The organism is Ruegeria sp. AN6, from assembly GCF_056540425.1.
Window position 1 is genome coordinate 20,021 of the sequence record NZ_JBQFWR010000011.1, and the last position, 18,620, is coordinate 38,640.

Annotated in this window: 22 protein-coding genes, 1 pseudogene and 1 riboswitch; of the genes and pseudogenes, 1 reads left to right on the forward strand and 22 read right to left on the reverse strand. The window is 53.3% G+C overall.

Annotated features, from left to right (window positions below):
* Positions 1–72 precede the first annotated feature (72 nt).
* From ACR0MQ_RS16290 to ACR0MQ_RS16390, 21 genes and pseudogenes are all read right to left on the reverse strand, one after another.
* Positions 73–723, reverse strand: coding sequence for an ABC transporter ATP-binding protein (locus ACR0MQ_RS16290; protein WP_170775488.1), 651 nt, complete (start codon positions 721–723; stop codon positions 73–75).
* A complete protein-coding gene (gene cbiQ, locus ACR0MQ_RS16295) occupies positions 720–1,502 on the reverse strand; it encodes a cobalt ECF transporter T component CbiQ (protein ID WP_170775490.1) in 783 nt (260 codons plus the stop codon). The genes ACR0MQ_RS16290 and cbiQ overlap by 4 nt, the downstream gene beginning before the upstream one ends.
* Complete coding sequence (locus ACR0MQ_RS16300; protein ID WP_170775492.1) at positions 1,502–2,083, reverse strand: cobalt ABC transporter permease; 582 nt, start codon at positions 2,081–2,083, stop codon at positions 1,502–1,504. Before ACR0MQ_RS16300 ends, cbiQ begins: the two co-directional genes overlap by 1 nt.
* A complete protein-coding gene (gene cbiM / locus ACR0MQ_RS16305; RefSeq protein ID WP_170775495.1) occupies positions 2,080–2,691 on the reverse strand; it encodes a cobalt transporter CbiM in 612 nt (203 codons plus the stop codon). Before cbiM ends, ACR0MQ_RS16300 begins: the two co-directional genes overlap by 4 nt.
* 6 nt (positions 2,692–2,697) lie before the next feature.
* Positions 2,698–3,483, reverse strand: a complete 786-nt coding sequence (locus ACR0MQ_RS16310) for a DUF4198 domain-containing protein (RefSeq protein ID WP_480609374.1) — start codon at positions 3,481–3,483, stop codon at positions 2,698–2,700.
* Positions 3,484–3,613: 130 nt separating this feature from the next.
* Positions 3,614–3,816, reverse strand: a riboswitch (cobalamin riboswitch).
* 112 nt (positions 3,817–3,928) lie between these two features.
* Positions 3,929–5,314 carry an aldehyde dehydrogenase family protein gene (locus ACR0MQ_RS16315; protein WP_170775499.1) on the reverse strand — a complete coding sequence of 462 codons (1,386 nt, stop codon included), beginning with the start codon at positions 5,312–5,314 and terminating at the stop codon, positions 3,929–3,931.
* Positions 5,311–6,984 carry an acetolactate synthase large subunit gene (locus tag ACR0MQ_RS16320; RefSeq protein ID WP_170775501.1) on the reverse strand — a complete coding sequence of 558 codons (1,674 nt, stop codon included), beginning with the start codon at positions 6,982–6,984 and terminating at the stop codon, positions 5,311–5,313. Before ACR0MQ_RS16320 ends, ACR0MQ_RS16315 begins: the two co-directional genes overlap by 4 nt.
* A 716-nt stretch (positions 6,985–7,700) precedes the next feature.
* Positions 7,701–8,027, reverse strand: a pseudogene (locus tag ACR0MQ_RS16325) (beta-barrel domain-containing protein); the annotation flags it as partial.
* A 270-nt stretch (positions 8,028–8,297) separates the two neighbouring features.
* The gene (locus ACR0MQ_RS16330) at positions 8,298–8,498 is read right to left on the reverse strand and encodes an ATP-binding cassette domain-containing protein (protein WP_480609583.1); all 201 of its coding nucleotides are present in this window, start codon (positions 8,496–8,498) and stop codon (positions 8,298–8,300) included.
* Between the two features lie 6 nt (positions 8,499–8,504).
* Positions 8,505–8,882, reverse strand: a complete 378-nt coding sequence (locus ACR0MQ_RS16335; protein WP_170471899.1) for an ATP-binding cassette domain-containing protein — start codon at positions 8,880–8,882, stop codon at positions 8,505–8,507.
* 6 nt (positions 8,883–8,888) lie between these two features.
* Positions 8,889–9,113 carry a 6TM ABC transporter family protein gene (locus ACR0MQ_RS16340; RefSeq protein ID WP_170471901.1) on the reverse strand — a complete coding sequence of 75 codons (225 nt, stop codon included), beginning with the start codon at positions 9,111–9,113 and terminating at the stop codon, positions 8,889–8,891.
* Between the two features lie 39 nt (positions 9,114–9,152).
* The gene (locus ACR0MQ_RS16345) at positions 9,153–9,293 is read right to left on the reverse strand and encodes a 6TM ABC transporter family protein (protein ID WP_170471902.1); all 141 of its coding nucleotides are present in this window, start codon (positions 9,291–9,293) and stop codon (positions 9,153–9,155) included.
* Positions 9,294–9,360: 67 nt separating this feature from the next.
* A complete protein-coding gene (locus ACR0MQ_RS16350) occupies positions 9,361–9,951 on the reverse strand; it encodes a hypothetical protein (protein WP_480609380.1) in 591 nt (196 codons plus the stop codon).
* An 8-nt stretch (positions 9,952–9,959) separates the two neighbouring features.
* Entirely contained in the window at positions 9,960–11,276 is a 1,317-nt protein-coding gene (locus ACR0MQ_RS16355; protein WP_480609384.1) for a TolC family protein, read from the reverse strand.
* Between the two features lie 69 nt (positions 11,277–11,345).
* Positions 11,346–11,561: a hypothetical protein gene (locus tag ACR0MQ_RS16360; protein WP_480609387.1), complete on the reverse strand. Its 216-nt coding sequence runs from the start codon at positions 11,559–11,561 to the stop codon at positions 11,346–11,348.
* 112 nt (positions 11,562–11,673) lie between these two features.
* Positions 11,674–12,144, reverse strand: a complete 471-nt coding sequence (locus ACR0MQ_RS16365) for a DUF7056 domain-containing protein (protein WP_480609390.1) — start codon at positions 12,142–12,144, stop codon at positions 11,674–11,676.
* Positions 12,145–12,147: 3 nt separating this feature from the next.
* Positions 12,148–12,459: a hypothetical protein gene (locus ACR0MQ_RS16370; protein WP_480609393.1), complete on the reverse strand. Its 312-nt coding sequence runs from the start codon at positions 12,457–12,459 to the stop codon at positions 12,148–12,150.
* A 216-nt stretch (positions 12,460–12,675) separates the two neighbouring features.
* Positions 12,676–13,692, reverse strand: coding sequence for an ACR3 family arsenite efflux transporter (gene arsB / locus ACR0MQ_RS16375; protein WP_480609396.1), 1,017 nt, complete (start codon positions 13,690–13,692; stop codon positions 12,676–12,678).
* Complete coding sequence (gene arsJ / locus ACR0MQ_RS16380) at positions 13,689–14,954, reverse strand: organoarsenical effux MFS transporter ArsJ (protein WP_480609399.1); 1,266 nt, start codon at positions 14,952–14,954, stop codon at positions 13,689–13,691. Before arsJ ends, arsB begins: the two co-directional genes overlap by 4 nt.
* The gene (locus ACR0MQ_RS16385; protein WP_480609402.1) at positions 14,951–15,949 is read right to left on the reverse strand and encodes an ArsJ-associated glyceraldehyde-3-phosphate dehydrogenase; all 999 of its coding nucleotides are present in this window, start codon (positions 15,947–15,949) and stop codon (positions 14,951–14,953) included. Before ACR0MQ_RS16385 ends, arsJ begins: the two co-directional genes overlap by 4 nt.
* Positions 15,946–16,779, reverse strand: coding sequence for an arsenate reductase/protein-tyrosine-phosphatase family protein (locus ACR0MQ_RS16390; RefSeq protein WP_170775522.1), 834 nt, complete (start codon positions 16,777–16,779; stop codon positions 15,946–15,948). The genes ACR0MQ_RS16385 and ACR0MQ_RS16390 overlap by 4 nt, the downstream gene beginning before the upstream one ends.
* A gap of 121 nt (positions 16,780–16,900) precedes the next feature.
* Between ACR0MQ_RS16390 and ACR0MQ_RS16395 the strand changes: the two genes are divergently transcribed.
* Positions 16,901–17,641 (forward strand): phosphate/phosphite/phosphonate ABC transporter substrate-binding protein, encoded by a 741-nt coding sequence (locus tag ACR0MQ_RS16395; RefSeq protein ID WP_480609406.1) that lies wholly within the window; start codon positions 16,901–16,903, stop codon positions 17,639–17,641.
* Positions 17,642–17,690: 49 nt separating this feature from the next.
* Here ACR0MQ_RS16395 and ACR0MQ_RS16400 read toward each other — a convergent pair whose 3' ends face one another.
* Positions 17,691–18,362: a DUF1045 domain-containing protein gene (locus ACR0MQ_RS16400; protein ID WP_170775526.1), complete on the reverse strand. Its 672-nt coding sequence runs from the start codon at positions 18,360–18,362 to the stop codon at positions 17,691–17,693.
* Between the last annotated feature and the right edge of the window lie 258 nt (positions 18,363–18,620).

An 18,620-nucleotide genomic window follows, 5' to 3' on the forward strand; every position in this document is an offset into this window, starting at 1 on the left:
AGTTGATCTGCCTATTCCATTGGATCTGATGGTTACCGCCAACGCGCGGCATCCGATCGCAGCGTATCTGCCTTACACCGTTACAAGCTGCCCACGTCGGAGTTCGAGGGTCTCGGGTGCCAACGAGCGGCGGAACGCAGGGGCATGACTGACCAATAGAATTGCCTGAGGTAATCCCTGCAAAATTTCCAGAAGCCGTGCTTCATTCTTGGCATCAAGCGCGTTGGTCGGCTCGTCCAATAGTAACGCCTCAGGCTCCATTGCGAGTACGGTGGCAAGCGTCACCAACCGTTTTTCACCACCTGAAAGTTTATGCGTGATACGGTCGCGCAGATGCATCAAATCCAGATCGCTCAGCACTTTGTCAACGATGGCAAGCGCTTCGGTCGTGCTGCGCCCAAGATTGAGCGGGCCAAAAGCGATATCTTCTGCCACGGTCGGGCAAAACAACTGGTCGTCAGGGTCTTGGAACACCAGTCCAATACGACGGCGAACCTCGTGAAAGTCGGCCTCGACACGCCTTTCCTTACCAAAGATGTTCACGCGCCCAGAAGAGGGTGCTTGAAGGCCAAGGACAATGCGAAAAAGTGTGGATTTTCCTGATCCATTTGGACCTGCAATCGACAACCGCTGGCCGGATTCAAGCCGCAGCGATGCTCCGTCCAGAACAGGGGCCTGACCCGGGTACGAAAAGCAAATGTCTTCGAGCTTAAGGATCGTCATTGAAAATCCAGAATGAGAAGGCTGACACAAATCGCACACATCATCGTGGCAAACCAATAATCCCGTCGGGTCAGGGTAAATTCCTGCAACAACAGAAGTCGGCCCGAAAACCCTCGGCACTTCATCGCGTCCAGAATGCGCTCGGAACGTTCAATGGCGCGGATCAGCATCATACCGACCAGATAACCAAAGCTGCGATAGGTGTGCCAGTTGGTGCCCGGACGGAAACCTCTGACCTTCATCGCGCCGCGCAGACGCAGGTACTCTTCGCGCAGCACCTCGATATAGCGGATCGTGAACATCAACAGATGCACAAGCACCTCCGGGCAGCGAAGTTTGTGCAATGCATGACCTAATGTGACAGGCTCCATCGACCCTACCAGGACCATCAGCGCCAGTATCACGGCGTTTGCTGTCAGCGCGATCTCAATGGCTTTCCAGAACCCCTGCCAGCTTGCCGCAAATCCAAAGAGGTTGAACATGGTGTCTCCGGGCATGGAGAATGGCAAAAGCACCAACATGAAGATGATAAAGCTGTCCATCATCGCCATATGTTTGAGAGTTCGGCGAATGGGCAACCGCGACATCAGCAACAGCCCGATCGAAACTGAAAGCGCGATCAACAATGACGGGATTGAACTTAGTGCAACGGTGAGGACGGCAAAGAGACATGTTATTACGATGCGCATCCGCGGATCCAAATCCACGATCACCCCGTAGGGCTCAATCCCACCTGCCTCGGCCAGAGTTTTGGCCTGGGGTTCCAGCGCATGTGCCATCAGGCGGCCAACTTGCGACGTGCGGCGAAATAGAACCCGACACCAAAGAGACCAACGATATACCCGATGCCCCCCAAAATACTTTGCATATCGTTATGTTCGCGATAGGCGGCAATTTCTCGGCGCAAGGGGCGGGTTTCGTCGCGCACCACTTTAGCGATCGCGGCGCGTTCTTGATCGGACAGAGACGCAACCATCACGGTTCCAACGCTTGCAACAGTCGTCGGCTGAGCACCGATCTCCTCAACCTCAGCGGCAACTCCCATGATTTCGGCCACCTCGTTTGCGGACATGGTCACTTCAGCCACATGGCCCGCGCCAAGATCGGCCTTGAAGGTATGCGCAACAGGTTTTGTGGGGATATACAAAAAGAACCCGTCCCCATCGGTAACGGTGTGACCTAGTTCAGCACCATCGGGGCCGTAGACGAAAACTTCCTGGTCGCTTGCCATATCGCCATTGGAGAACCCCAGCTCACCCTCGATCGCTTCGCCAGCGGGGAAAACCCCCGCGATGACCTTGTGTGCGAGGGCCGAAATCGGTGTGAGCATCAGTGTGGCAATAACAACCAGTTGTTTCATGTTAAAACCGCCTTTTTGAACAGTTCCGGTTTCACCTTGCGCGCCAACATCACGGCAAACCCCGTAAGCATGGCTTCTATGCCCATAACCGGTATATGGGCGAAAAACACCAGCTTAGCTGCAGGCAGGAACGCGTCACCGGACATCGCCAGTGAAATGGCAACAAACGCGGTTGTGGCTGCGATTGAGAACGCCCCCCCGATACCGGCCCAAATCGCCCCCTGAATGGGCGGGCCTCGGGCGATGAGGCGGCCAAAGATCATCCAGGTCAGTACCGCTGGCAGAGCAATGTTCACGGTATTGATCCCCAAAACGGTCAGTCCACCAAATCCAAAGAAAACAGCCTGTAGCAGTAGCCCGGCAAACAAGGCCGGAAAGGCGGCCCAACCGAGTAAAAGCCCTGCCAGGCCGTTCAGGATCAGATGCACAGAAGATGGGCCAATCGGCACATGAATCAGCGAAGCAACGAAGAAACTGGCTGACAGAACACCCGCTGTGGGAATGCGATCCAGATCCAGCGACCTCAGCCCCATTGCAATCCCGCCTGCAGCAGCGATCGCACCGCCGATTACGACAGGGTTCGAAAGAGCACCATCTACAATGTGCATAAGGATTTACTCCAGATCCCAGGCGCGGATCCAGATCACGGCATCCTGGCTCAGCTCTTTACCTTCATGCTCGGTTTTCGGACCAGAGCCCAAAGCGGCGAAACCCCAGTAACCAGCTTTGGGTACACCAAAACTGAAATAGCCATTCTCGTCCGAAATCGCGACCAGTGCACCACCTGGCAGCGGTGACACCGTCGGTGCAGCGGCGCCCGTGCCTTTCAGGTCAGGGGCGGCGGCGATGTATTCGATCTCAATCTCGACCCCTGCAACTGGTTTGCCTTTGCTCAGCACGCGACCCGTGAAAGTTGAGCCCGCAATGATGTTGTAGGGCTTGTTCAACGGCAGGATTTCTGTTGCCAGACCTTGCGGCTGATCCCAGTCGGTGGGCAATTCATTTCGGTTCAGATAGGCCTTGGTGATCTGCTGGATATAAATATCCTCAGATTCTTCGTAGTAGGGCGCAGGAACGGTCACCACCACATAGTCGCCCGAACGCTTCACCGGGACCGAGCCTTTGAACGCCTTGGCGCTGTTGTCTGGGCCGTCGAATGTGGTTTCTTCCAATGTGTCCAGCAGATCGGTTTTACTGCCGTTGTGGATCACATAGAATTCTTCCGGTTTTTCAAGCGTCATCACATGACCGGCTTCAAACGGGTGCCAGAATATCAGCTTTACCGGCACATCACCGGGTCGCTCGATCATCGTGTTTTCTGTGTATTCCAGTAGGAAATGAGTGCTCGCAAACGTAGGCATCACTGCAGCAGCTGCGGCTGCCAAAAACAATTTCTTCAAAACTCAGTCCTTCTCAGGTCGCGCCTTCCCCGGCACATATTTGGATTTGACTTGGGGAGGGCCCGCGTCCGTTCGTCGACCGAGACAAACGGATACAGCGCACACCCCGTCGCCGACAATGAGCACCCTTTCCGAGGGCGCGTGTTCGGCAGGTCTCCTGACTTGCGGGTCAAAGCGCTATGCTGGCCTTCCCGGGATAACCCAGTGGCATTGTCAGCCGCGCTCGCCGCTTACAGTTGCGGGGGCAGTTGCAGATTTGGCGCGAAGAGCACCGCACTACATTCCCTATTGCTTCCGGGGGAATCCCCCGGAACCGAACATGGCGTGTTCATGCCAGAACATGCAAAGCGCGGTCAACAATCGTTTCCGTCACTAAGCAGGCCATTTGCGAAATTAGAGTACCCTAATTCGCTCGATCAGTATCGGATCGATCCTGACAGCTTCATCACAGCCGTATTACAGCCATCTTATCTTGCGTCATGTCATGCATGGTATAGCCGATACCGCCGGTGTTGTACCCTGATTGACGGCGACCCGCGAATGGCATCCAGTCGACCCGAAAAGCAGTATGATCGTTCACCATGACGGCCGTGGCGTCCAAATACCGAACGGCATGCATTGCTGTATCCAGGGATTTGGTAAAGACCGACGCCTGAAATGCAAAAGGAAGAGCGTTTGCAGCGTCGTATGCAGCACTAAGATCATCATATTCATAAACACAAACAACCGGCCCGAAGATTTCGGAGGTGGACACACTCGCATCAGCCGGTGGGTTTAGAAGGACAGTCGGTGCATAGGTCGTTCGGCCCAGCCGTTTACCCCCTGTCATTACGCGGGCACCTCCCGCAACCGCTTCGTCTACCCATTGTTCTACTCGATCAACTTCACCCAGACGGATCAGTGGCCCACATTCCACGCTGGCGTCACGGGCATCACCCACCTTCAGCGCTGAGGCGGCTTCTGCCAACTTTCGAGCGACCGTTTCCGCCATCCCTGATGGAGCAAAAACACGCTGAACCGAGACACAAACTTGACCGGAATGATAAAATCCACCCTTGGTCAACAAGGGGATCATGGCATCAATGTCGGCTGTCTCATCGATGATAACTGGCGCCGCTCCGCCGTGCTCCAACGCGCATCGCGTCCCCGGCGCCAGCTTCGAGCGCAGCATCCACCCGACACGTGCCGATCCGATGAAAGAAAAGAATCCGACGCGCGCGTCCGTGATCATCCGTTCAGCTACATCATTTTGGCAAATCGCCAGATGGCACCACTCCTTTGGCAGGCCAGCCTCGTACAAGATGTCGACAAATGCTTCGCATGACAGTGGTGTATCAAGCGCCGGTTTGATGAGGACCGGGCATCCAGTGGCCACAGCCGGGGCCACCTGATGTACGATCAAGTTCAACGGATGGTTAAACGCGCTTGCGGCAACCACTACGCCGATGGGTTCACGCTGTGTAAAGGCAATCCGGCCCAATCCTGCTGCTGTCAGATCCATCGGTATTTCCCGACCCGCCATCTGACCGATCTCATGGATACACAGCTCGACACCATCAATGGCACGCGTCACTTCGATGCGCGCGTCAATCAAGGGTTTGCCACCTTCGCTGGCGATTAGCATCGCAAGGTCTTCCGCGCGGCTGGACATGATCCGGGCTGTATTCTTCAGAACCTCAATCCGCCTGTAAGCAGGCAACCAAGTGCCCCGATCACGGTGCAGACCGTGTGTCACATTCAGCATGACATTGATATCGTTCCAGCTTTTAACCTCGACACTGCCGATTTTCTCAAGATCAAACGGGTTCAGAACTTCAACAACATTACTCATATCAGACAGACCTTCGCCGCAAGCTCATCAATGAGGACACGTTGGTTTTCACTGTAATCGACCGGCAAGTCGATCAGATGCACACCACCTGCTTCAAACGCTTTTTCAAAAGTAGGCACCAGATCTTCTGTCCTTTCGACCCGATGACCCGTCGCACCATAGCTATTGGCGTATTGCACAAAATCAGGATTATTGAATTCCAATCCCCAATCATCAAACCCAGCATGCGACTGCTTCCAACGGATCATTCCGTACGAGCTATCATTCAGAACAGTAACAACCAGATTGAGGCCAAGACGAACGGCGGTTTCAATCTCCTGGCTGTTCATCATAAACCCTCCGTCACCGCAAATGGCCATAACCCTACGCTCAGGATATAGCTTCGCTGCCATCATGGCCGAAGGTAAGCCCGCACCCATAGTCGCGAGCGCGTTGTCCAACAGAACCGTATTGGGCTGATAGGCCTGATAATTTCTGGCGTACCAAATTTTGTAGATACCGTTGTCCAAAGCAATGATATCGCAATCCCCCATGACTTTACGTGTGTCAGCTACAAACCGCTGGGGGATGACCGGAAAGCGCGGATCATCAGCGCCTTCCGATGTGTGTAGATCGGTCTCGTTCTTGACCCGCTGGAAGTAGCTGCGGTCAAATTCCAAAGGTCCTTGCAGGAACTCACCCAATTTGGAGATGGATTGCGCCAGATCACCAACCACTTCAACTTGAGGGAAATAAACCTGATCGACCTGCGCGGCCTTGTAGTTAACATGGATCACTTTGGTGCCGCCCTCTTCCATGAAGAACGGCGGTTTTTCCACAACATCGTGGCCCACATTGATGATCAGATCAGCGCGTTCGATGGCGCAGTGCAGATAATCACCATCCGACAGAGCGGCGGTGCCCAAAAACAGTTCGGACCGCTCATCCACGACACCCTTACCCATCTGAGTATTGAAAAATGGAATCTGAGTATCGTTCACGAACTTGCTCAGTGCGCTGCGGGCGTGTTTTCGGTTCGCCCCGGCCCCCAAAAGCAAAAGCGGCATCCTGGCAGCGCGGATCATCTCAGCCGCTTCGGTCAGAACTGCATCACCGGCCACGGCATAGTGACGCTGATGCGGTTCAAGAACATGCTCAGAAGTCTCTTCGGCTGCAATGTCTTCCGGAAGTTCCAACAAAACCGCGCCGGGGCGTTCCTCTTGCGCGACACGAAAGGCTTCACGGATCAATGAGGGGATAGTGTTGCCGTGTACAATCTGTTTGGACATTTTACAGATCGGATCGAACAGCCCAACAATATCGACAATCTGAAACTGGCCCTGTTTCGACTTCTTGATTGGTTTCTGCCCCGTGATCATGATCAGTGGCATACCACCCAGATGAGCATAGGCCGCTGGTGTAGCAAAGTTCGTTGCCCCCGGCCCCAGCGTCGCCATGCAGACTCCGGCCTTACCCGTCAGACGACCGTAGGTCGCAGCCATGAATGCCGCGCCCTGTTCGTGACGCGTTAGAACCAACTCAATTTTTGAGGTTCTTAGAGATTCCAGAACATCTAGGTTCTCTTCTCCCGGAACAGCAAAGATGTACTCAACACCCTCCGCCTCAAGCGCTGCGACCAGCAAATCAGAAGCTTTGTTTATTGGCGATACGATTTGGTCATTGGTAGACATTTAATCTCCTGTTTTCACGACAGATCGGTGAGCTTGGGGCGGCCACGAAACTAGATGTACCACCATTTTGAATGAGGTTCAGGTCCATCGATTAACCACCGGCTTGCAATCGCTGTCGCTTGGGAAAAAGCTTGTCCTCGGAATTGGGTTCCGCGCTTATCGACCGACAATCGCAACTGAGTGGCCTTTCGCTCCCTGCTCCACTGTCAGCAATGGGTAATGCGCAAAATGAACCGCACCAATGGGGCGCAAATCACGCGTCGACCCGAGCGGAACAGTTGAAGTAGCATTTTTGTAGGTGCACCCAATCCCTGACTGCTCTGACCAATTGAAGGGCGTTTCCGCACGATCCTGAGCAAAGAAATATTGCCAAAATAACCCGCACAAACGCTCAAAAACGTGACAACACCGGGCGCCCACGGGAAAATTACGCCACATCGCCCTGTCGAATTGGGTGATTACCCAGACGTGAATCACAATGAGCCAAAGAACTGCAAGGCCAACGAGAGAACTGGATTGCTGCAACATGTTTGTTTGGCTCGTTCTTGGTTCGACTTAGGCCCAGCCTAGGTGTGCTGCAATCAAGTCGATGGCTAAATATTCAAACTAGATTGGAACTGGAACGGCCATAATCCAGCACAGGGCTCATCACGTATTGGTGAAGTGATATCAACGCGGTAACAAAATGAGTGCGGGGACAGAACAGCCGTAATCCGTCAGTCTCGAAACGCCCTGTCCTTTACGCGGATGACTGGCTTCGTCAGATACTCCAGCACTGTTTTTGGTTCGGGCAGCATATCAACTTGAGCAACCATTCCCGGTATCACGTCCAGATTCTGCCAATCCGCGTCCGTCAACGCTCCACTCAGCCGTATCGCCACGACATAAACCGACGTATCTCCATCCGGGGCAAGTACCGTATCCGCGCCGATGCGCGTTACCCGCCCGTCCAGGGCACCATAGCGTGAAGCGTCATATGCCGTAATACGCACCTTTACCGCCAGATCAGATCGAATAAAGGCAATGTCATCCGGCGCGACAAAGGCCTCGACTGTGACGGTTTCGGCAAACGGTACGTTTCAACTACGGTCTGACCCTGCTGGACCACTCCGCCCAAAGTCGAAATCAAAACCTGATTGACAATGCTGCGTGTCGGTGCGCGAATTTCGGCACGTGCGAGATTGGTCTGAAAGGCTGGAATACGGGTTTCAGGCGAAGCCAGTTTGTGAGCCTCGCCATCTGAAATGGTCCACCGCTATGTTTAAGAAATAGAGGACCAAGAATGGCAAACAAGCGACCGAAGCCGGAAGAGATTATCTAAACCGGCCAGAAATGATGTTCTCCTTCAGAGTCCCTGAGAACGGCCAGCAATCCTGCAACACAGCGCCAATATTGCGCGTCTTATCCGACGGATCCACGGCACGCGCATCCAGACCATCCAGCATGACCGCCCCGGCATCTGGTTCATACAAACCCAAGATCAAGCGCGCCAGATTGCTTTTCCCAGACCCAATCGGGCCCTATATCGCTACTTTTCCGCCCGGTTTGATCGCTAAATCGATATCCTTAAGAATCGAACCCAACGCGTCATCGTAAGCAAAACTGACACCTTTGAAGTCAATCTGACCTTCGATCCTGCGCCGAGACAAATAGCGCCGACCAGGCTGACGCTCGACCTCTTGCACCATCATCGCATCGATCTGGTGATAAGCCACGCGCGCTTTGCTCGGACGCGTCAGTACCTGCGCCAACTGGGACAGAGGCGACAGGGTTTTGTCCGTCAAGATCACGCAAGCGATCAGTGCTCCCATGGAGATCACCCCGTCCCGGATCAGGGACACACCGAAAAACACAATCGTTACCTGCGTGATCTGTTGAACCAGAAAGGTAAGGTTCACCGTTCCCTATGACAGCAAACGCGTCCTGCCGGAACTATCTGCCTGCGCACGTACCGTCTCCTCCCAGCGGGCGCGCATGACCGGTTCGGCACCGGTCGTCTTGAGCGTTTCCATCCCCGTCTGCCTTTCCATCAGAACTGATTGTTTGATCTGACCATCAACACTAGATTCACGCGCATATTGGCTGAGGAATGGCTGCGCCAAATGCCCCGAAAGCAACGTAATCTGCACAGCAATTGCCGGAACCAGCGCGAGAGGACCGCCGATGGCTCAGATCACACCGATGAATACAAATAGGAAGGGCAAATCGACCAAAGCAACCAGAGAGGCTGAGGTGGAAAAGTTACGTACCACCTTAAAGTCCCGCAGGATCGAGCCCATTCGCCCATTCTGACCCCCACGTGACTTCATCTTGAGCGCCATCAACTGATTAAACAGCCATTCGGCGATCTTCCTATCCGCCCGTTTCCCTACTGTATCAATGAAACGCAACCGCAGATTTTGGATAAGAAAGCCAAAACAGCAACACAAAGCCCACACCAGCAACCAAGGCCAATAGACTGTCGACCGCTTCATTCGGCAGGGTGTGATCATAGACAACCATCTTGAACGGAGAGGTCGCCAGTCCAAGTACGCTGGTTACCACGGCGGCCAAAACCAATGCCCTGTGACGCTGAACGGTCCTCCTCCAAGCGGCGCGCAGAACCCCGCGCGCTTTGCTCGGGCGCTGATCCTGTCGCCGCCAAATCTGCAGCTCGGATGATCCAGTACTGGCATCAATCACTGGGAATCGATCCTTATCCTCTCTTTCCAGCACTACAAAAGGGGAGCCCTCGGCATCAAAGGCCAGAACCGCAAAAAGGATCGGATCAAGCTTCAACAACCGCGCCTTGCCGAAATCCGCCCTGTAACCCGCCACCTCCAACGCACTTACAGCGTCTTCGACGGCATAAGCATCAGGCTTGCCCTTAAAAACCCGAAATAGATCTGCCTCGGGCAGACCATGGCCTAGATGTTCCGTTAATAGCCGGAGATGATTGATCAGCGGGTCGGATGTGGCAAAATTCATCGGGACTGTCACAAGGTCGGATCGGTAGGCTGAGCGACACCCAAAGCGTCCAAGATGTCACCGGTGACCGCCAGCACAGCATATTCGGCGCGACGCGCCTGAGCTTCAAGTTGAATTACCCGCACCTGTGCAAGGTTCAGTTCGCGCAATGCATCCAATATCTGAACCAATGTGCTGCGCCCAATATTAAACTGATCCCGTGCAGCAACCAGCGCCTGCTCATTGATCTCGACCGCGCGTCGGGCTGTCGCTAGCCGCCGTTGGATTGAATTGGTCTCTTCCAGCGCCCGAGACAGATTACGCTGCAACTCGCGGCGCAACTCCTCTTCATCGGCTTGGCTTTGTTGAAGATTCGCGCGCGCCGTTTTCACGTTGGCCCGTGCGGAACCACCTTGGTAAATCGGAACTGTCACGCCCAATCGAGCCTGCGCCCCATCGTCAATGAACCCCTGATCGAAATCTGTCTCAAGGATCGCGGACAGGGTCGGCCGAGTCGCCCGTTCCGCGACGATAACTTCTTGCTGGCGCACCTGGCTAACGGCAACCTGAGTCCGTAAACGTGGGCTGCGCTCAACCATCTCCTCCGACGAAGACCCAGCCAAAGCCGGGGCCGGTGGGATCGTCGGAATAACACCGGGACGGGTCCTAAAAACTTCTACCCAGTTTGCGGTTGCCAGTTCCACTTCTGTCTGCGCTTGTGCCAGTTCTGTCTCGGCATTTGACCTGCGCCCTTGCCCGGCCAGCAGATCTGCAACAGATCCAGCCCCCGCATCAAAGCGTGACTGGAGGTCGTCAACCAATACATCCTTGCGGTCCAGATTCTGCCGAGCCTGCTGTTCGAGGCGACGATTGCGGTCCAGATTGACTATGGTTTCGATGGCCTCGAAACTTAATGCGTTCAGCTCTGACAACTCACTTAACCATGTCTGCCGGGCTTCGATCTGGCGCAATCCTACGCGACTGTTGACTTTGCCCCCATCATAAATGATCTGGCTCAACCGCAGGATTGGAACCGGATCACCGCCAGACGTCAAAGACGTCTCGGCCTCTATCTGCGGCAAAAATGCCCCCTGCTCTGCGTCGATTCGAGACTTTGATGCCAGAACGTTCGCGGTGCCTGCGGCTGTTGCGGGTGAGGTCGCGACCGAAGTTCGTACCAGCTCGGCAAAATCAGTATGTGCAACGCTTCCCTTCAGATTGTTCCTACCTGATACGGGTGCTTCCACGGGTTTTGCAGTCGGATCAAAGGACTGTGTCCCCTGAATATCTTCAGTGCAACCTGCCAAAACTATCGTGGTTATCAAAACCGACAACCAAGCATTCACGATGCCAATGCTCCTGGTATTAATACTGCGCCAGACAACAAATCATCGGTCAATATCCTTAACAAAGTGCTATTCAAAATTCTCGTTAAAAGGGTATTTAGACGGAGAAACAACCTTATGCTTTGCACGCATATTTAGATTAAAGCGTGACAACAACTGCGCACGTGCGGCCCCTAATGCACCATCTGCACGCAGCCAAAAACCGCTTCCTTCGACCTGCAATGCCCAGCCAGATATCATCAATTCAAGCTTCAAATCACGGTTAACGTCATCTACCTGCGCCACAATCGACCTGTCGAAACCGCCACCCGCATCCAGAAAATCGGTGCTCGAGCCCAGTATGAACCTTTGGCTCTTTTCTAAGTCGATACTGATCCCAAAAAATCGCAGGCTAACCTTAGTAACTGTAGACGCCTTCAAAAAGCAAAATACGATCGCCTGGATCGGTCAAAACTGAATTGTTTGTTGCACGGGGCATCATAATGTTCGGAGCTCGCAACTCATAATTCGCCTCAAGCACGGCGCCAAATTCCGATCCCAGATTGTTTGTACGATAAGATAATATCACAAGTTTTGGCTCGGCGCGGAACAACGCCTGATACAGGGCAGATTCTTCGCCTGCAGATTTCGTGTTGTTGACAGCTTGTGCATCAAGCCAGAGGCGCGGCTCCATGCGACGACTGGGAATCATGCCAATGCCGTCAAAATAGGTGTCCTCTTGCTCAAGTAGTTCTTCTGCTTGCTGAACTAGCGCAAGTTGGTCACGGTTATCGTGGGCCAAATATTGAACATTTCGCAGCGTGCTCAGCACAGCAACAATTACCAGAATGCCAACACCACGCGAATACCACGTTTCTGATCGCAGCATCAATCAGGCGACGGCGTCGGCACAATAGAAAGCCAGAAACGGCAGCACCATGACGAAAACGTATGGCCATGTTTGATTATGAAAAAAGACCAATGCAGAAAGCACTAAGGTAAAGACAAAATGTACCCGCGCAGCACTATCACATTTGGCAAATCGAGAGGCCGCAACAAAAAGCCCAAATATCACCAAACCATATTGCAGGGAATTTCGCTTGAGCGTTTGCCAGACGAACGCATCAAGTCCTTCGTAATAACTGCCCCCATTGAACGCGAGTTCCGCTGGCCCAAAGAAAAGCACGGCAAGAACCTGTGGCATCGCAGCGCCCCCTAATAGGACTCCGTAAACCGCTATTGCAGCTGCCCGCCCCAGTAATAGCATTACCCCACGCTTCACCGCGCAAAACGACCAAAAGCGATAATACACACACGTTGCATAAAAGCCCCACACGCGCGATCTGGAATGCTCCGCTGAACTCCTGGTTGGAAACAAAATTCAATCAGCGCATGACAGTTCGTAAGAAGTTTTTGGCGATTATTCCGGCACTGCAAACCGACTACGAGTGCGATTTGCAAATGCCACCAATGACAACATCACCGGGACCTCGACAAGCACCCCAACGACGGTTGCCAGCGCCGCACCCGAATTCAAACCAAACAAACTGATGGCAACCGCGACCGCAAGTTCAAAGAAATTCGAGGTTCCGATCATGGCGCAAGGAGCAGCAATTCGATGCGGAACTTTCAACGCATAGGCCGTACCATAAGCCAAGAAAAATATGCTGTAACTCTGAACAAATATGGGCACAGCGATCAGCGCAATTACAAATGGCCGGGCCAAAATCGTTTGCCCCTGCAGGCCAAACAAAATGACGACGGTGGTGATCAAACCCACAACCGACCAGGGCTTTATACCTGCCGAAAATGTATCGATTGCATCTTGCGACCCAAGCCACCTGCGCGTGATCAACCCGGCTATCAAGGGCAGAACTACATAGAGTACCGTTGCCAGGACAAGTGTTTGCCACGGAACCGAAATCTCTGTGACGCCCAATAAAAATGCTACTATTGGCGCGAACGCGACAACCATGATCAGATCATTCACCGAGACCTGCACCAATGTGTACGTTGCGTCCCCTTTTGTAAGTTGCGACCAGACGAAAACCATTGCAGTGCACGGAGCAGCCCCAAGCAGGATCAGGCCAGCAGTGTATTGAGCCGCGTCTTCAGGTTGTATCCATGGGGCGAAGACGAACTCAAAGAACAAAACAGCGAGGATCGCCATGGTGAAAGGCTTTACCAGCCAATTCACGACAAGGGTGATGATCAGGCCCTGAGGCTGACGCGCAACGCCCGCGACAGCACTAAAGTCAATGCCAACCATCATTGGATAGACCATTGCCCAGATCAACAACGCCACAACCAGATTAACGCTCGCTACCTCTGCCGATGCGATAACCTCGACTAACCCGGGCACTGTCTGGCCAATTAATACACCCCCGATCATGGCAAGCGCGATCCAGACGCTCAGGTAGCGTTCAAAGATACTCATAAGATTGCCTCATTGGTCGGTGCTGTTAGTTTACAGGATATGAGTGCAGAAAGGCCGATCATGATTGCTGCGGTGCCCAGCACAAATGGAAGCCCGCCCAATTGATAGGTGACGCCCGACAGAACGGTACCGATCAATCGGCCCGCGGCATTGGCCATATAGTAAAAGCCTATATCCATCGTGACCCTTTCAGATTTGGTGAATGCCAGGATCAGATAGGAATGAAGCGAAGAGTTGATCGCGAATATCGCCCCGAAGAACAGCAAGCCAATTACCAAAGTGACAGTCAGCCATACCGGCGCCCCTGTAGACAGCAGGGCTGCGACAGTCAGAATTGCTGGGATGCAGAACAATACAGCAGCCCAGTCACGTGCGGCGCGTATTAAATCTCGTTCAGAGCGCTCAGACGCGCGCAGGATTTTTGGCGCACCGGCCTGAACCGCACCGTATAATATCACCCAGATGGCCATAAACGTGCCGATCAAAAAGAAGGCAGCGCGGTTCGCTTCCTCAGTGCCATCGGAAAGCACGGCATAGAAATAGATTGGAATGCCGACGACAAACCAAACGTCCCGCGCGCCGAACAAAAAGACCCGTGCCGCCGAAAGCCAGTTTACATTGGCCGATTTCGAAAAGACCTCAGAGAACTTGGCGCCCTTTCGCCCATTGGGAAGACCGACTGGCATGAAGGCAAGAATAGCACCCAAAACCACAGCCAGTATGATCGCCATAAGTAAAACGGCCCAATTGAAACCCAAAGTCGCCAACAGCGCCGCCCCAAACAAGAATCCAATACCTTTCACGGCATTCTTTGATCCTGTCAGGATGGCAACCCATCGGAATAGACCGCCACCTTCGGCTGGGGCAAGCAGTTTGACGGCCGATTTTGACGACATCTTTGCCAGGTCCTTGGCGATCCCACTTGCCCCCTGAACAATCATCACAAATGCCACCGAGACACCCATGGCCCATTGCGGGTCAAGCTGCGTCAGCGCCAGCAAGGCCACGATCTGCAGCGCCAGGCCTGCATAGAGAGTTGCCGCCAACCCAAACCGGGCCGCAATCCAACCCGCAGCGAGGTTGGTCACCATTCCAGCGATCTCGTACAAAACAAACAGGTAAGCCAACTGCACCGGTGAGAAGCCCAGAGTATGAAAGTGCAATAACACCAGCATCCTGAGCGCCCCATCAGTCAGCATAAACGCCCAATAGGCGGCCGTTACGGCGATGTAGGCCGGCAGACCATCGGGTCTTTGCGTCACAATGATGCCCCGACCATCAAGGCAACATCGACCAGGCGATGCGCATATCCGAATTCATTGTCATACCACGCATAGATTTTCACCTGAGTGCCATTCACCACCATGGTTGAAGGCGCATCAACGATCGAAGAGCGTTGGTCGTTTGTATAATCTGCCGACACCAAGGGTCGCGTTTCATAACCTAGAATACCGCTGAGTTGCCCTTGAGCGGCAGCCTTGAACAAGCCATTGACCTCCTCGATGGTTGTTTCTCGTTCAACCTCGAAAACACAATCTGTCAGCGACGCATTCAGCAATGGAACGCGCACGGCATGGCCATTCAGTCGACCCTTTAGTTCCGGATAGATCAGCGTAATGGCTGTTGCTGATCCAGTTGTGGTTGGGATCAACGAATTCAATGCCGAGCGGGCACGACGCAGGTCCTTGGCTGGACGATCTACCATTGTCTGCGTGTTCGTCACGTCATGAATTGTGGTCATCGACCCGTGCCGGATTCCAAGGTTTTCATGAATGACTTTTACGACCGGAGCAAGACAATTGGTCGTGCAGGATGCTGCAGTCACAATGTGATGCATTTTGGGGTCATATGTATCTTCGTTGACACCATATACAATGTTAGAGGTCGGACCGTCCTTGACCGGCGCAGATACAACCACCTTCTTAACACCGGCTTTAAAATACGGGGCCAACTTGACCTCGGTCTTGAAGGCGCCCGTGCAATCGATCACCACGTCGATGCCATCCAGTGGCAGTTTTGTCAGGTCGTTTGTTCCGACGAACGGTATGCGCGTTCCATTGATGGTGATGCTTTCGTCATCATGATCGAAAGAACCAGCCCAACGGCCGTGCACAGAATCAAACTCTAACAAGTGCGCGTGCATTGCGGCGTTACCCACCGCGTCGTTGATCCATGCGACACGTGCCCCTCGTTCCAAAAGCGGCTTCAGGGCAAGCTTTCCCATCCGGCCCAGACCATTCACTGCATAAGTTGTCATGTTGTACTCTCAGCGGCAGATTTGCCGATTTCATCGATGGCGGATTGCAAAGCGAGGCGATCAAGGCTTTCGACCGGCAACGCAGAAAAGGCCTCAATCCGACGTTTAAGTGCACCATAGGTGTTTTGAAACGCGAGGCTCTTCTCTGCATGGGTACCCTCGGCCTTGACCGGATCCGCCATGCCCCAATGACCGCTAATCGGTTGGCCATCCCAAGCAGGGCATTCCTCGTTTGCCGCCTGATTGCAAACCGTAAAAACGAAATCGAGGTCTGGTGCATTCGACCCTGAGAATTCAGCTATGTTCTTTGAACGCAAAGCCGAGATATCGTGGCCTTTGTCTTTCAGCACCTGAATGGCAAACGGGTTCAATTCAGAGGAAGGCTTGATCCCTGCCGAGAATACATTGAACCGATCCCCTGCAATTTCACGAAGCAGAGATTCCGCAAAAATAGAGCGGGCTGAATTTCCTACGCAGAGGAACAGTACGTTGAATTTCCGATCATCCTCGACGTATTTTCCCAAATCGAAGGGCATGCACAAATCAGGTCGTCCGAGGCAGCAATCCAAGAACAAGTAGTCGAGCATTTCCCGCACAGAATGCATATCAATTGAATAAAGCAAAGAGGTTCCAACCCTCTGCTGATTTATGATCTGAGCGTTCTGCAGTGCACTAAGATAGCTCGACATGGTGCTGGGCTTGATATCGAGCGCCGAACCCAGCTCTCCAGCCGGTACCCGATCAGGATATCGCCGCATAAGCATCCGAAACACCGCTAGCCGATGTGGATGGCCTAATGTGTTAAGTTGGTTTGAGATCATTGATTCCATATTTCGGGAAATAATGAAATTATATCTAGAGTGCAAATACTTTCTATGAGTCAGGACTTCCAATGCAAGACAGACATGCTAACCAAAGGAACAGTGTGCACCAACCAAGGCTCTGAACAGAATGATTGCAAATCTGATGATGTATCAGCGCCCGCAGCTGGCAGCGGCCCATGATCGTTATTGGCAGCTGATACTTCGGAACCTAAATGAATTAGGTATAGATGGCCCCAAACATCTCTTTCAGAACGCAGAAGAGTTTTTTGTCTGGAAAAACCCGAATTTGGTATTAAGCCAGACTTGCGGCATGCCGTATCGCATCTGGCTGCATGACTTGGTCGAGCTGGTCGGCACACCGGACTACGGGCTTGATGGCTGCCCCCCAGGATATTATCGTAGTGCACTTGTCGTGCGTTCCGATGATGCCCGACAGGACATCGTAGAATTCAGCGAGTCAATCTTTGCGTTTAATCAGACATTCTCGCAGTCAGGTTACGCTGCTCCGTACTGGCATCTACGCAAGCACGGTTTTTGGTTTCAAAATCGTCTACACACGGAACAGCATATCAAATCAGCTCAAGCGGTCGCCTCAGGACGTGCGGACATCGCATCGCTAGACGCTATGTCCTGGAAACTGATGGAGAAGCATGATGCGTTCGCGCAGGAATTGCGGGTTTTGGATTGGACCGCGCCGACACCTGGATTGCCGCTTATTACCGCGAATGGAAATGACGCAGATTCCATATTTAGTGCAGTGAAATCTGCGATCAAACTCCTTGATCCGCTCGATCGGGGCCTTCTCGGATTGTGTGGTATCGTCCGAATTCCAAAAGACAAATACACCGAGATACCCAACCCACCTTGATTTGAGCGTTTATCGAAGCTTCGGATCAAAGATTGGAAGGCAATCTGATTCAACCCGCGAGCTTGTAGCGATGAATCAACTCAAACCGCCCATCTTTGCGTTCACCACACAACGCGATCTGATCAACAACAAACGGAACCGGCAGTTCAGGCAGAGACTTCAATATCATTTCTGTCCAGACCGGAATATCTAGCTTGGGCAACCGTGCGGTAAGGGTCATGTGGAAACGGAATTCGTCCATCACATACGGGTAACCCCATTGGGTCAGTAGGGCATTCTGACGGGCGCTCATCCCCGGTCGCCGCCGCCGTTCAAGTTCTGCCACAGGCAAAGGCGCTCGGAATTCATCCAAGTCTTGGACGCAAGCTGCAGCGACCTGTTGCAACGCCTTAGATTCACCGCGTGGTATCAGCGCCAAAAAGCGGCCAAGTCTGGTCAGTTCCAAACCATCGCATATCGCTGGAGCAAGTCCCGACGCCAACTCAGCCACGCGCATGTGCAATTCCTCGGCCGTGCTGTCACCGGCCAACCGAAATGGCGGTTTCAACGTTCCGTGAAAGCCATATTTGCGCGGCGTCATCGTGATTCCACCCAAACCGGGAAAATCTAATAAAGGCTCTTCACACGCGCTGATAATGTCCCAACCCAGCCAGGATGCCCCGAAACGGGCCAACGGGCCCAGGGGTGGAACATAGTAGATCGCAAAACGAGTATACGACATGAACTCCTCTTATCCTGCATCCTCTGTGATTGCGATGTGTCAGGCATTCCGTGGCTTGCCAAGGTGCGGTTGGCTTTGCCTGATCAGGTTTTAACCGGGGCGGTGACCACCGAACAGGGCGTGGTCGCGGATACTCAAGAATCGGAGCACCGCCTTCGCGCTGACCTCAACACTGTATTCTATGCACTGCACATTGGGTCTATGCACCGCGCCCTCACCCCCTTTGCTCGACATCTGGAGCGATCGCAAAAGCGCTGT

Bases quoted from the DNA above. Each gene is read 5' to 3' on its own strand.
- ACR0MQ_RS16320 (WP_170775501.1), bottom strand. From the start codon at position 6,984: ATGTCTACCAATGACCAAATCGTATCGCCAATAAACAAAGCTTCTGAT.
- ACR0MQ_RS16370 (WP_480609393.1), bottom strand. From the start codon at position 12,459: ATGCCACAGGTTCTTGCCGTGCTTTTCTTTGGGCCAGCGGAACTCGCG.
- ACR0MQ_RS16350 (WP_480609380.1), bottom strand. From the start codon at position 9,951: ATGAATTTTGCCACATCCGACCCGCTGATCAATCATCTCCGGCTATTA.
- ACR0MQ_RS16390 (WP_170775522.1), bottom strand. From the start codon at position 16,779: ATGGAATCAATGATCTCAAACCAACTTAACACATTAGGCCATCCACAT.
- ACR0MQ_RS16395 (WP_480609406.1), top strand. From the start codon at position 16,901: ATGATTGCAAATCTGATGATGTATCAGCGCCCGCAGCTGGCAGCGGCC.
- ACR0MQ_RS16300 (WP_170775492.1), bottom strand. From the start codon at position 2,083: ATGAAACAACTGGTTGTTATTGCCACACTGATGCTCACACCGATTTCG.
- cbiM (WP_170775495.1), bottom strand. From the start codon at position 2,691: ATGCACATTGTAGATGGTGCTCTTTCGAACCCTGTCGTAATCGGCGGT.
- ACR0MQ_RS16400 (WP_170775526.1), bottom strand. From the start codon at position 18,362: ATGTCGTATACTCGTTTTGCGATCTACTATGTTCCACCCCTGGGCCCG.
- ACR0MQ_RS16345 (WP_170471902.1), bottom strand. From the start codon at position 9,293: ATGAAGTCACGTGGGGGTCAGAATGGGCGAATGGGCTCGATCCTGCGG.
- ACR0MQ_RS16385 (WP_480609402.1), bottom strand. From the start codon at position 15,949: ATGACAACTTATGCAGTGAATGGTCTGGGCCGGATGGGAAAGCTTGCC.
- arsB (WP_480609396.1), bottom strand. From the start codon at position 13,692: ATGAGTATCTTTGAACGCTACCTGAGCGTCTGGATCGCGCTTGCCATG.
- ACR0MQ_RS16365 (WP_480609390.1), bottom strand. From the start codon at position 12,144: ATGCTGCGATCAGAAACGTGGTATTCGCGTGGTGTTGGCATTCTGGTA.
- cbiQ (WP_170775490.1), bottom strand. From the start codon at position 1,502: ATGGCACATGCGCTGGAACCCCAGGCCAAAACTCTGGCCGAGGCAGGT.
- ACR0MQ_RS16315 (WP_170775499.1), bottom strand. From the start codon at position 5,314: ATGAGTAATGTTGTTGAAGTTCTGAACCCGTTTGATCTTGAGAAAATC.
- ACR0MQ_RS16290 (WP_170775488.1), bottom strand. From the start codon at position 723: ATGACGATCCTTAAGCTCGAAGACATTTGCTTTTCGTACCCGGGTCAG.